This window comes from Arthrobacter sp. Y3221159, assembly GCF_059089885.1.
In genome coordinates, this window is sequence record NZ_JBNHFC010000003.1 from 86,302 (window position 1) to 98,592 (window position 12,291).

The window sequence follows — 12,291 nt, forward strand, 5'->3', positions numbered from 1 at the left end:
TACCTGCCGCGGCGGATATTTCCACTGCGCCAGGTAATGTGCGGGTCACATCGGATTGTGCGCGTCGAAACCGGTCGGGCCGCCGCTACACGTACACGCGCTCCAGGAAGCCGCTCCACGCCTTGGCGGTGGTTTCCGAATCCCCCGTGCCGCTGAAGTCGTGGACGGTCATCCCCACGGGGGCGCCCCAGGCGTTGCGGCCAAAGAACCGGAACATCGCGTCGGAGGTGCGCAGGCCCAGGAAGTGCTCGTTCGTGAAGTCCACTTCGCCCATGAGCCGCCCTACGCCGTCGAGCTCCACATCCACGGCGGAACCCTGCCGGGCGGATTCAACACCCAGCGCCTTGCGGAGCCGTTGGAACCCCTCCGGGGCCTGGGAGGCGGCCGGCCCCTGGACATCGGTGAAGACCACAGGCTTGCCATCGAAGTGCTGCAGGTACTGGCCGAGCGTGTGCAGGTAGAACTCGGTGTGGCGGCTGGCACCGTCGTACTGCTCGTCCCAGTTGTCAGCGAAAATCCCGCTGTGGACGTAGTGCAGCCGGGCGCGTCCGCCATCGAGCGGTTCCAGGACATGCTCCAGCTGGTTGAACCAACCGTCGGGGCCGTCCATCCGGGACACCAGGTGGGCGGGGTATTCGTTCACGGTCTTGACGTCCGGCCACTGGTCCGTGGGAAACATCCAAGCGGGGGTCCCCGTGGTAACGGCCTCCCACACGCGTTCTGGCGTACCGGGCAGTTCGGTGTCGTAGACGATTTCGAAGTTGCGGTTGTCAGTCATTGTCCTGCTCCTTGCGTGAGGGGGTTGGATTGGTTGTCTTGAGTGCCGGGTGCAAAGCCACTACCAGACGGTGCCGCCGCCCGCGGGAGGAGGCCTCCCCGTCATGGTATTTGTCCACCAGCTGCGTGACCGCCACGCCGAGTTCCTCAGCGAACGCGGCGCGCTCAGCGGCGGTACGGAAGGTGACCTCGCCGTCGATGGCGAAGGTGGCGAGCTTCTGGCGGGCAGCCGCGGCCCCGGCGATCAGCTTTCCCACCTCCTGGACCATCCGCCCGGCGAGGGCGAGCAGCCAGAACGCCGAGAACCGGTCCGCGAAGCGGCGGGGGTCCGGGGAAACGGAAGCGAGCGCCGAGGGTGAGATGAGATAGGAGGCGGCCGTGGCCTGGAGGACGCGTTCGGTTACGTTGCCCTTGCGCCGCTCCTCCACCAGTTCCACCAGCCCGTGCCTTTCGAGGGCCTTGAGGTGGTAGTTGACCTTCTGCCGGGGCAGCCCCACCTTCACGGCCAGCTGCGTGGCGGACCCGGGCGTGCCCAGCTCCCGAAGGATCCGCGTGCGAATGGGATCCAGCGACGCTTCGGCCGCCGCCGGGTCCTCGATCACTTCGATGTCCAACATGCGTCCATCTTCGTACCGACAACTTTTTTTGTCAAGAATTTTTTTATCGTCGGGACGAAAAGGAGATTCGGGCCCGCAAAGTAGAATGGACCGGTGATGCAATCCCCCCTCCCCGTGCGCGACGGCGTCAACGCCACCCGCCTGCGCCTTCCGGATGAGGGTCCTTGGGACACCGCGATGGACTACATGATGCACCGATGGGGCCACATCGACCCGCAGGGCATCGAGGACCGGTTCGACGCCGGGGAGATAGTGGGTGAAGGCGGTGTTCCACTGCACCGCGGCACGCCCCTGCAGGACCACACCTTCATCTGGTACTACCGCACGCTCCCGCCGGAGTCCCGAATTCCCGTGGAGATCAGCATCCTGCACCAGGACGAGCATCTGCTGGTGGTGGACAAGCCGCACTTCCTGCCCACCACCCCCGGCGGCACGTACATCCAGGAGTCGGCCCTGGTGCGGCTCCGCAACCAGCTCGGCCTCCCGGACCTCATTCCCATGCACCGGCTGGACCGGATGACCGCCGGGGTGCTGCTGTTCTCCACCAATCCGCAGACCCGCGGGAAATACCAGGTGCTCTTCGAGAAGCGGCAGGTGCAGAAGGAATACGAGTGCGTGTCCGCTGCCGAGCCCGCTCCCGGGCATCCAGCCGTCGACTTTCCGGTGGTGGTCCGCAACCGGATGACCAAGTCCCGCAGCTACCTCCTGGCGGAGGTGGTAAATGGCGAGCCGAACGCCGAAACGCGGATTGAGCGGCTGGAAACGTTCGACGGCGGCCCTGCGGCGAGTGCTCCGGGCACCGCGGGCGGTGGCCGGCTCGCCAGGTACCGCCTGGAACCGCACACCGGCAAGACGCACCAGCTGCGGGTACACATGGCGTCCCTGGGACTGGGAATTGTCAACGACGCCTTTTATCCGGACCTGCTGGACAAAGCCCCGGACGATTACACCAGGCCCCTGCAGCTCCTGGCCCGGGGCATCAGGTTCGTAGATCCGATATCAGGGAAGCCGGTGGAGTACCGCAGCGCCCTGGAACTCAGCGAGGCTGTGCGGGCGCGCGCCTAAGGAAGCTGATGGTGGAAAGGCGCCTGCGGCCAGGCATCGCGCTCAGAGGCCGCGCATCACGGCGGCTGCGGCGTGCAGCCAGGCCTCGCGGGTTGCCGGCTGCAGCGCCTGGTAGTTCAGGCGCGCTCCCGAAACAAGGGACCGGTCGTATGGAACATCCAGGACGTCCCTCGTGAGGCCCGCGAGATGGCTGCGGGCCTTCCTGTGAAGGTCCCGGTCAATCTGCGGGGACGGCGCGGCGAGCAGGGTCACAGCATTGGCGATCTTGGCGTGGTACCCGCGCTCGCGCAGGCCGTCGGTGAGCCAGACGGCGCTGGCCACCGTGTCTTCGCGGAGGGTGGAGACGATGACCAGCTCGTCCGCCGCCGCCACCGCAGCCTCCCAGTTGGAGGAGCGCATGTTGTTGCCGGTGTCCACCATGATGACCCGGTAGAAGCGGCGCAGCGCCGTATGCAGCCGGTCGAATTCGCGGGCGCCGATGGTGGCCGCACCGGCAGCGTCCTCGTCGGAGGCCAGCACGTCAAACTGCGTCGAACCTTGGTAACGGACGTACCTGTCGAGGTCCCCGATCCGCCCCAGGACGGGGTCTTCGAAGCGGTCCACCTCCTGCAACAGGTCAACAGCGGTCCGGGTGTGCCCTGCTGCGGGCGCACGCCATCCGAGTGTGCCGCGCGTTTCGTTGTTGTCCCAGGCGAGTGTGTACCCGCCGCGGTGAATTCCCAGGGTTGCGGCGAGGAGCAGGGTTGCGGTGGTCTTGTGCGCACCACCCTTGGGGTTGACCACCACCACGGTGCGGGGTCCGTCCAGCCGGCGCTGGACGTCGTCGATTGCTTGCAGGTGGATGCGCTCACGGCGGCCGGGGGCAGGGTTGAGGGAACTGCCGCTGAGCCGGCGGATGGCGCCCTGCCAGCCTTCCTCGGCCGACACTGCCGGGGGGACGGGCCGTTGAGCGAGGAAATCCTGAAGGGTGGGAACGGCGTCGTGCCTTGCAGCAGGAGGGACGTCGGTAGCGCGCGTGGCCGCGGAGGGTAGGTCGATGGCCATGGCCTGGCTTCCTTTCTGGAGTGGTTGTGCTGCCTTGACCGTCCGCGGCGCCCGTACGCGCCTGGCTAAGCGGAGGACCACAGTGAGCATGGCCAGGAGCAGCCGGTACAGGAGGATCGCCAGGCCAGCCACCGGCAGGGCCAGCAGGAGAACGGACAGAACGGCGAGCGTGGCTGTGGCGGGGTCCCCTGCCCCTATGGCCGTGGCTGCGATGCCGGCGTGCCGGCGAATGGCAACTGCGGTCTGCTCCAGGATCAGGGGCAGGTTCAGCAGCATCCAGCCCAGTGCCAGCAGCAGCAGTGGCACCACCAGGACAACCCAGGCAGTGACGATCCGCCGGGCAAACGGCCGCAGCTCCGTGACCCGCGGATCCGCCGGATGGCCCGGGAGCAGGCTTACGAGAACCGGGCGGATCCGGTTGAACAAGTCCGGCACACCGGCGATATCGGCCAGGACAAAGTAGCCATCGAATCGCAGCGTGGGTACCAGCTGCTGGACCATCCCGAGGTGCATCAGGGCGGCCGCCAGCAGGAAGAACCCTTGCCCAGTGGCCAAGTAGGCAGCGCCAAACGCGAGGAGGCACAAGCAGTTGAAGTACAGCCCCCCGAGGTCGGTGCGGAGCCGGCCCGCCCTGCCCAGCCGGTAGGAGTCGGTGACGTTGGTGAAGAAGGCGGGAAAGACGATGTAGACACCGACGCCGATAACCCCCGGCCGCGCACCGCCATACCGGCAGGCCGTGGCATGGCCAAGTTCGTGGATCACGGCTCCCGCCATCAGCACTGCAAAGAGGGCGAGCAGCAGTGCAGGCGTCAGCAATACCTGCTGCAGCGATGCCAGGAAGTCGCCTTGGAGGATGACCAGGATGTCGACGGCGGCCAAGACCCCCAGCACGACGGCCACCACCGGAGGCCAATAGAGCGGTGACAGGAACCGGGCCAGGGCGTTGACCGTCTTTTCGGAAAGGAGCGTCCCCCGGAGCCGGATTGACAGCAGCGGGTCCGCGGTGGGAGGCCCAAGGATGCCTGTGGTGTCTGCCGCCACATCCTGGACCAGCCCGATGGGTGCCAGCCGCTGAACGAGAAGGTGGTGGAGCCCGCTGACGTCCAACTCCCGGCCGTAGGTGTCGCTGATTTCCCGCGACACCTCCGAGAGCTGTTTGTCCGCCGACACGGCGAGCATCACCAGGTGCAACAGTTCCGACAGCTGGACTATTTGCCCATCCCCGCGCTGCACCAAATAGCTGCGCTGCTTCAGTCCGGAGCCTTCAACCTGGCCCAGGACCCTGACTCCGGGAGCAAGTGACCAGCGCTGGTTAAAAGCGGCCTCCGGTGTTGTTGTCACATTTCCCACCGATACATTGAGTGGTTGAGGCGGCGGGCACGCCCCGGCATTGAGGCGTGTCCGCCGGAATGCGGATGAAGCCGGCCTACTGTTGCAGGACCAGAATCTCCTGGAGCGCAGCCGAGTTCGCGACGGAATTGACCGTGCCCGCGTTAATCGCGAACGACAGATTCACAGCGATCACAGGTGCGATATTGATGTCGAAGAACAGGGTTTCCCTTTCAGGCAGCAACTCCATAACTTCGGCGTCGAGTTCCGCGGGTGATAGCGCGGTTGATGCCGCCATGGCACCTTACCCCTCTCCCCCGGCATTACCCGGGCATGAATGTAGTGGTCATTGAATTGCTACTGGCTAACGTGGACGCTCTGAAGTGCGATGCTGTGTGCATTCGACCACAGTGAAGCAACGTTCAATGCGGCAGAAGTATTGGTCGCATCAACAGCAGCCAGGTTCAGGCTGAAGGTGTCGCCAAACGAATACAGGGTTTCCCTCGCGGGCAGCAGCTCCACCTGCTGGCCATCCAGGTCCTGAATTGTAAGTTCCGTCATGTCAATCACCCCCTCTCCACGTCTCGCGATCAGTCAACGCGGGCGACCGTGACGGCTTCGTCACTGTCCCGTTATTTTCGCGTTGTTTCTGCGATAGGTGCTGCCGGGGTTTATGGCGCAGGCACCGAAATCGTGCGTTTAGGATGGTGATACCGGGCGGTAATTTGTCCGGGAAACCAGACCATCACCAAGGAAAGCAGGCGCCCGTTTATGGCGGACAAAGAAGGCACGATGGTAATTCGAGCTTGGGTGGAACCAGCGCAAAACCACTCCCTCCGGGCCCGCCTTATTTCCAGCCGCCCGGGAAATGACCGCGAAATGGAGGAGGTTGCCGGTAATGCAGATGACATCCTGCTTGCAGTACGGCGCTGGCTTGACCTGCTGCAACAGGATGAAGACAGCACGAAGGTTTGAACCGTTCCCGCCGTCCGCGTCTAAATTCCCCAAATTTCCTGGTATGTGACAAGTAGGCCCATTTGTCATGCGGTTAGGTAGTCACGCACCCTCCCCCCTCTGTAACTAAACCGTATTGACACGATCAGGGCAGATGTCACGATGGTGTCTGGGGGATCAAGTGTTCGCCGCTTGAAGGGGATCGGCATGACAGTGGCGCTGGCACAGGAATGGCACTTGAGCCTGCTGGGGGCTTGGCGGCTGCAGCGGGGCAACACGACAATGACGGTGGCAAGCCGTGAACAGCGGCTTATCGCATGCGTTGGGCTCCTGGGTTGCCGGCACCGGAGCTTCCTGTCCGGGCTGCTCTGGCCGAAAAGCAGCGAAACACAGGCCGCCGGCAACCTGCGGAGCACCGTATGGTGCATCTCCCATTCGTTCCCGCACCTCCTCCGTGCCGGTGCCGCCACCCTCGAACTGGACGAATCTGTGCAGTTGGACGTGGCAGCCCTGCAGCGGCATGTGGCAACCCTGCGGGAGCAACCCGGAGTCCACATTCCCGACAGTTACCTGGACCACCTGAGCCGGGCCGAGCTGCTGCCCGGCTGGTACGAGGACTGGGTGGTGTTCGAGCAGGAGCGGCTGCGGCAGTTGCGGCTCAGTGCGCTGGAGTTCCTGGCACGTCAGTACCTCTCCGCGAACGAACCCGGACGGGCCGTCATCGCTGCGCTGTCGGCGGTGAGCATCGAACCGCTGCGCGAATCGGCCCACTTCCTCCTGGTCCAGGCGCACCTCGCTGCCGGGAACCGGGCAGCGGCCGTCCGCGCCTACACAATGGTTGCCGACCGGCTTGAGGCCGAACTCGGTGTCCAGCCGTCCCATCAGCTGGCCGGGCTTCTGTCTGCGTTCCATCCGCGCTAAACCAGTCGGTAGAGGCAAGGGGAAAGCATGGACGCATTCAACCTGATGCCAGGCAACCGGGCCGCCGGGCGCCTGCCGCCTGCGCCTATGCCGCGCCCGGCCTGGACATCGCAATTTCCCTTGCCGCGATGACGGTCAGGGACGGTTGGTTCCTGCTGGCGAACCGTTGGCCATACTGGTAAGTCCTCGCCGGCCAGCATCTGGGCAACAGCAGATAAAAGTGCGGTACGTTGTGCCCATGGACTTCGGCAGCGCTGACACCTGGGGGGCTGCGATCTATTTTTGGATCATCCCCTTAGTCCTCGGCGATGCCATTTTTCCGCTTGTTCCGTCCGAAATGGTGGTCATCACCGGTGGGGCATTGTCTGCTGACGGCCGGACCAACGTTTTCCTGGTGGGGTTCCTGTCCGCGCTGGCATCCTGGATCGGTGACATGGTGGTCTTCCAGCTGTTCCGGCGGAAGTTAAGCCACGTGCTGGACCGGTGGAAGTGGGGCCGCCGCCTCCACCGCGGTATCCACGATGCGATCGCCAAGGCGGGGCGCTCATCGACGTACGGCACCATCATCGGCGCGAGGTTCATCCCCGGCGGCCGCCTTGCCACCTCGGCAGCAGCCGGCATCGCCAGCGTCGGGGTCCGGGGTTTCAGCCTGTGCGCGGGACTGGGTGCCCTGCTGTGGGCGTGCTGGCTGGTGGGGCTGGGCTACTTCACCGGGTCCGCAACCGGTCTGCCGTTCTGGGCGAGCTCTCTGATCGGGGTGGTGCTGGGCCTGGTGGTCGGCGCCGTCGTCGGAATTATTGTTACCCGCCGCCGCGGCAACCGGTCACCCGTGGAGGAACCAGGACCGATGGCCTGACGCCGTTGCCGGCAGGGCCTAGACCGGCAACCACTTCCCGCGGCTACGGCGGAGCACGCTGAGCTGGCCGGTGAGGGCGACGCGTTCGACGGCGTCGCGCATCATCGCTGCCGATTCCCGCGCCTGCTGGTTCTCGCCCCTGTCCTCGGTCGCCTCCACGAGGAACCGCAGGTTCAGCTGTGGCACCCCGCCGGCGATCTGCAGCTGGTGGGACTCGACGTGGTGGCGCGTTCCGAGGACCTCGACGGCGGTTTCCATGACCGATTCCGGCGGGTTGCCGGGCCGGAGCCCGGTGATCTTCAGGCGCGTCTGGAACGAAGGCATGCCCTCCACCCTATCCAAACCCTCGCGCACTTGTGGCGGCGGATCGAGAGACGCGAGCTCAGTTGTGGCGGCCAAAAGAGCACCGCCCGCTCACTCCCCGACCTGGGAGTGAGCGGGCATTGCCGGGAAACGCGCCAGAAGTGAGCGCGGGTTTAGCCGGTGTTGCGCAGGCCGGCGGCCACCCCGTTGACGGTGATGAGCATGGCACGCTGGAGCCGTTCGTCGATCTCGGCCCCGCTGATGCTTCCACTCTCGGCCCGCACGCGGCGCAGCAGCTCCACCTGAAGGTAGCTGATGGGGTCCAGGTACTGGTCGCGGACTTCGAGGGACCGCTTGAGCGTGGGCTGGGCGTCCAGCAGGACGTGCTCGCCGGTGAGGTTCTGCACCTCGGCGACAGTCAGTTCGTACTCCTCCCGGATGGTGCGGAAGATGTGGTGGAGTTCCTTTGGCACCAGGGTGTCCACGTAATAGCCGGCGATGTCCAGGTCCGTCTTGGCGAGGGTCATTTCCACGTTGGACAGCACGGACCGGAAGAAGTGCCAGTGCTCCATCATCTCGGCGAGCTGCGCCGCGTTGCCGGCTTCCCGGGCGGCCTTCAGGCCGGAGCCGACGCCGAACCAGCCGGGCACGATCTGGCGGGACTGGGTCCAGCCGAACACCCACGGGATGGCCCGCAGGCCGCCCAGGCCCGCACCGGAGTCGGGACGCTTGGACGGGCGGGAGCCGATGTTCAGGGATCCGAGCTGCTCCACCGGTGTGGACGCCATAAAGTAGGCCGGCAGGTCGGGGTGGTCAATGAGCTTCCGGTACCGGTCGAACGCGGCGTCAGAGATCGTCTCCATGACGTGCGCGTACCGTTCCCGCTGGTCCTCGGAGGTACGCGGGTCCCGATGCAGGGCAGAACCCTGCAGCACGGCGGCCAGGGAAAGCTCCAAATTCTCCCGGGCCAGCTCCGGCAGGGAATACTTGTCCGAGATGACTTCGCCCTGTTCGGTGAACTTGATCTCGCCCTCCAGGACGCCGTTGGGCTGGGCCAGGATGGCGTCGTAGGTGGGCCCGCCACCGCGGCCCACAGAGCCGCCGCGGCCGTGGAACAGGCGCACCCGCACCCCGTGCTTGGCTGCCACGTCGCGGAGCTTGCGCTGGGTCTTGTGGATCTCCCACTGGCTGGTCAGCACGCCGGACTCCTTGTTGGAGTCCGAGTAGCCCAGCATCACTTCCTGGATGTCGCCGCGCAGCCGCACCAGTTCACGGTAGGACGGGTCCGAGAGCAGCTGGTCGATGATCTCCGCCGAGGCGCGCAGCTCCTCCACGGTCTCGAGCAGCGGCGCGAATCCGATCTTTGCGTAGGGCTTGTCGCCGAACAGGTTGACCAGGCCGGCTTCGCGGGCGATAACCGCGGCAGCCAGGACATCGTCCGCGCCGCGGGTCATGGAGATGATGTAGGTCTCGATGACGTCCGGGCCGTACATGCGCAGGGCCCGGCGGATCTCACGGAAGACGTCGTATGTGCCGTCAGCGGCGCCGTCGAGCTTGATCGGGTGGCCGGACAGCGGCCGGCGGGAGGCGAGTTCGGAGCCCAGCACCTCGAAGCGTTCCTGGCGGCTGAGCTCGGCATAGCGGAGCCCGGGCCCGCCGATCCGGTCCATCAGCTGGCCGACGGCGTCGTGGTGGTGGTCTGCGTGCTCGCGGATGTCCAAGGTGGCCAGGTGCAGGCCGAAGGAGGCGATGGCACGGCGGACCCGGGCAAGCGCACCATCCGCGGCAAGGGAGGCGGAGTGGTTGCGGAGCGAGAGTTCCAGCAGCTCAAGGTCGGCCAGCAGTTCGCCGGTTCCGCTGTAGTCCCGGCCGTGCTCGTGGTTGGAGTTGGCGGCCACCCGCTTGCCGGTGTTGATGAGCTTGGCCTTGATGCAGGTCAGCTTCAGCCGGTACGGCTCCTGCGCGTTCAGTTCCAGGACCCGCTTGTCCAGGCCGGGCAGCTTCTCCAGGTCGGCGTCGATGGACTCCAGCAGTTCCCGGTCCGCTCCGGCAAGGGCCGTGGAGTTGGACAGGATGGAGATCAGCTCGTCGATCATGCCGATGCTGATCCGGATGGCGTGCTGGTTCTGGATCTGCAGAATCTCCCGGGTGACGGCCGCGGTGACGTTGGGGTTGCCGTCGCGGTCACCGCCGATCCAGGAACCGAAGCGGATGGGCGCGTCCTTGGACGCAAGCGTGACGCCGTGGTCCCCCAGCAGTTCGGCCAGTTCGGTGAGCATTTCGGGCATGGCGTCGGTGAGGATGCCGCCCAGGTAGTAGATGGCGTTGCGGGCTTCGTCAACGGGGGTGGGCCGGACCTGGCGCAGCTCGTCGGTCTGCCACATCTGGTCGATGATCTCGGCCAGCTGCCGGTCCTGCCGGCGGCGGGCCGTGGTGCCTTCGGCGGTGGGCTGGGCGAGGACGTCGGAAAGCTTGCGGATCTTGTCCAGCACGGAGCGGCGGGACGCTTCAGTGGGGTGTGCAGTGAAGATGGGCCGGACATCCAGCCCGTTGACCACTTCCTGGAGCACAGCGGGCCCGGCCTGGCCGGCGATCTCGGCAACGGTCTTGGCCAGCCAGCCGTCCTTCTCGGCGCGGGTCCGCAGGCCGCGGACGCGGTGGACCTGCTCGGCGGCATTGGCGAGGTGGAAGTAGAACGCGAAGGCGCGGACCAAGTCGGTTGCCTGCTCGATGGGCAGGGAGCCGAGGAGTTCGCGGACCTGGGCAACGACGTCGTGCGCGCTCCAGGGCCCGGTGGCGTCGGCGCCGCCGCGGGCTGCCTCCTTGGACTCCTTGGTGAGGAGCCGGACCTGCTCCACGAGGTCCAGGAGTTCAGGCCCGTGCTGGCGGACCAGGGATTCACCCAGCAGCGTGGACACACGCCGGACGTCCGCCCTCAGTTCGGCGGCAAGGTCGGTTTCGGGATTTGTTGCAGTGTGAGCCATAAAAGCAATCTCTCGAGGGTTTCGGACTTGGCTCGTACACTGCGCTGGATACTGTGAGCCACGTTACTAGCTAAAGATGGTACCCGCAGGGCACGTCCACAAGGCAATTTGTCTCAGATAATGTCATCTGCCGGGTAACCTACGTGGCGCTTCACGCGGTCCAGTTCGGCGCGCAGATCCGCCAATTCCGTGCGGGCGGCAGCTGCCTCCGCATTACGACGGCGGGACACCGCCGCGTTCACGGCAAGCACCGCTGCGCCTACCGGGACCAGGAGGGCCAGCGCCCAGCCGGCCGCGGCGAAATACTCCAGCGCCATGGGAAGCGCCGCCCGGAAGTCCACGAAGTCGTTCACGCCGTCGGCCATTGAGTTCAGGGCCCCGTCCAGCGGGCGCAGGAACTCCCCCACCACCGGGGTCCCGGAGAGCTCCGGCGGGTCCAGCCGGGCTTCCTGGTCTCCACCCCAGCGGCCGTCACCCAGATGGTTCAACACGTAGATGCCCGCGCCCGTGCTGGCGGCCACAAACGTGACGACGGCGGCCAGCGCCGCCAGGTCCGGCCGGCGCGGCCGCCACAGCAGTACCGCAACACCACACACCAGCGCTGCGATCCAGGTCAGCGCCTTCAACCATTCACTGTTGATTCCGGCAAGAATGTCCACGCAGCCTATTCAACCTCGCGGACCACTTTTATGTTGAAGTACGCCGTGCCCAATACGCCGGAAAGCCGCAGCCAGAGGGGAAGCCACATTTCCGCTCCCCGGGCCGTGGTGATATCACCGAGGTCGATGATGTCCCGGTGTCCAAAGGACCCCAGCAGTTCCCGGACAGTCTCCTTGGCCGAAGCGTCGTCGCCGGACAGGAATACCGAGTGGTCGCCGCCGGCCAGCCGGGCGGGATCCACCATCAGGGCGGCGTTCATGGTGTTGAGCGTCTTCACCACCCGCGCGCCGGGAAACGCCTGCTGGATCCGCTCGGCCAGGCTGTCGGTGTTGACCGGGTTCAGGACCGGCGGCATTCCCTGCGAGAAGTCGAGCGGATTGGACACGTCCACCAGGACCTTGCCGGCCAGCCGCGCGGCGCCGGTGGCACCGAGCGCCGCCAAGGTCCCCGCCCCGCTGGTGGCATTCACCACCAGTTCGGCGGCCTCTGCGGCGCCGGCAAAATCCGCCAGGCCAACATCCGGATGCCGGGCCTGCCACTCGCTGAAAGGGGGCCTGCCCATCCGGTCCGGCCCGGTGCGGGAGGTGGTTTCGCCCGGATCCCGCGTCCCCACCGTAACCTCATGCCCCCGTTCAGCCAGGGCACCGGCCAGCGCGCGTCCCACCGTTCCGGTGCCAAAGACGGCAATGCGCATGTCATCTCCCTGTGTTTTGCCGGGCCGATCCAGACGGCCCGGCACTTGCGCGTGACTGCTGGTTCCGAGGGTACTCCGCCCGCCGCC

13 protein-coding genes are annotated in these 12,291 nt (G+C 66.1%); 4 read left to right on the plus strand and 9 right to left on the minus strand.

Annotation, left to right across the window (positions count from 1 at the left end):
* Positions 1–85: 85 nt before the first annotated feature.
* Together AC5RT3_RS04500 and AC5RT3_RS04505 are read right to left on the minus strand one after the other, a co-directional pair.
* A complete protein-coding gene (locus AC5RT3_RS04500; protein ID WP_494123603.1) occupies positions 86–778 on the minus strand; it encodes an SRPBCC family protein in 693 nt (230 codons plus the stop codon).
* Positions 771–1,394 (minus strand): ArsR/SmtB family transcription factor, encoded by a 624-nt coding sequence (locus tag AC5RT3_RS04505; RefSeq protein ID WP_494123604.1) that lies wholly within the window; start codon positions 1,392–1,394, stop codon positions 771–773. The genes AC5RT3_RS04500 and AC5RT3_RS04505 overlap by 8 nt, the downstream gene beginning before the upstream one ends.
* A gap of 96 nt (positions 1,395–1,490) precedes the next feature.
* Here AC5RT3_RS04505 and AC5RT3_RS04510 point away from each other — a divergent pair, with 96 nt between their 5' ends.
* Positions 1,491–2,459: an RluA family pseudouridine synthase gene (locus tag AC5RT3_RS04510; protein WP_494123676.1), complete on the plus strand. Its 969-nt coding sequence runs from the start codon at positions 1,491–1,493 to the stop codon at positions 2,457–2,459.
* Between the two features lie 42 nt (positions 2,460–2,501).
* Here AC5RT3_RS04510 and AC5RT3_RS04515 read toward each other — a convergent pair whose 3' ends face one another.
* The 3 genes from AC5RT3_RS04515 to AC5RT3_RS04525 form a co-directional block, all read right to left on the minus strand.
* Entirely contained in the window at positions 2,502–4,844 is a 2,343-nt protein-coding gene (locus AC5RT3_RS04515; RefSeq protein ID WP_494123605.1) for a MinD/ParA family ATP-binding protein, read from the minus strand.
* Positions 4,845–4,929: 85 nt separating this feature from the next.
* Positions 4,930–5,130 carry a hypothetical protein gene (locus AC5RT3_RS04520; protein WP_494123606.1) on the minus strand — a complete coding sequence of 67 codons (201 nt, stop codon included), beginning with the start codon at positions 5,128–5,130 and terminating at the stop codon, positions 4,930–4,932.
* 59 nt (positions 5,131–5,189) lie between these two features.
* The gene (locus tag AC5RT3_RS04525) at positions 5,190–5,393 is read right to left on the minus strand and encodes a hypothetical protein (protein ID WP_494010802.1); all 204 of its coding nucleotides are present in this window, start codon (positions 5,391–5,393) and stop codon (positions 5,190–5,192) included.
* A gap of 210 nt (positions 5,394–5,603) precedes the next feature.
* On the opposite strand from AC5RT3_RS04525, the gene AC5RT3_RS04530 reads away from it, so the two are divergent.
* The 3 genes from AC5RT3_RS04530 (at position 5,604) to AC5RT3_RS04540 (ending at position 7,563) form a co-directional block, all read left to right on the plus strand.
* Positions 5,604–5,807 (plus strand): hypothetical protein, encoded by a 204-nt coding sequence (locus tag AC5RT3_RS04530; RefSeq protein ID WP_494123607.1) that lies wholly within the window; start codon positions 5,604–5,606, stop codon positions 5,805–5,807.
* Positions 5,808–5,993: 186 nt separating this feature from the next.
* The gene (locus tag AC5RT3_RS04535; RefSeq protein ID WP_494010804.1) at positions 5,994–6,707 is read left to right on the plus strand and encodes an AfsR/SARP family transcriptional regulator; all 714 of its coding nucleotides are present in this window, start codon (positions 5,994–5,996) and stop codon (positions 6,705–6,707) included.
* A gap of 238 nt (positions 6,708–6,945) precedes the next feature.
* Positions 6,946–7,563 (plus strand): DedA family protein, encoded by a 618-nt coding sequence (locus tag AC5RT3_RS04540; RefSeq protein WP_494052065.1) that lies wholly within the window; start codon positions 6,946–6,948, stop codon positions 7,561–7,563.
* An 18-nt stretch (positions 7,564–7,581) separates the two neighbouring features.
* Here AC5RT3_RS04540 and AC5RT3_RS04545 read toward each other — a convergent pair whose 3' ends face one another.
* From AC5RT3_RS04545 to AC5RT3_RS04560, 4 genes are all read right to left on the minus strand, one after another.
* On the minus strand, positions 7,582–7,887 hold the full coding sequence (locus AC5RT3_RS04545; protein WP_494010806.1) for a hypothetical protein: 306 nt from the start codon (positions 7,885–7,887) through the stop codon (positions 7,582–7,584).
* A 152-nt stretch (positions 7,888–8,039) separates the two neighbouring features.
* Positions 8,040–10,850 carry a phosphoenolpyruvate carboxylase gene (gene ppc / locus AC5RT3_RS04550; protein ID WP_494123608.1) on the minus strand — a complete coding sequence of 937 codons (2,811 nt, stop codon included), beginning with the start codon at positions 10,848–10,850 and terminating at the stop codon, positions 8,040–8,042.
* A 113-nt stretch (positions 10,851–10,963) separates the two neighbouring features.
* Positions 10,964–11,509 (minus strand): hypothetical protein, encoded by a 546-nt coding sequence (locus AC5RT3_RS04555; RefSeq protein ID WP_494123609.1) that lies wholly within the window; start codon positions 11,507–11,509, stop codon positions 10,964–10,966.
* A gap of 5 nt (positions 11,510–11,514) precedes the next feature.
* The gene (locus tag AC5RT3_RS04560; protein WP_494103848.1) at positions 11,515–12,204 is read right to left on the minus strand and encodes an NADPH-dependent F420 reductase; all 690 of its coding nucleotides are present in this window, start codon (positions 12,202–12,204) and stop codon (positions 11,515–11,517) included.
* Between the last annotated feature and the right edge of the window lie 87 nt (positions 12,205–12,291).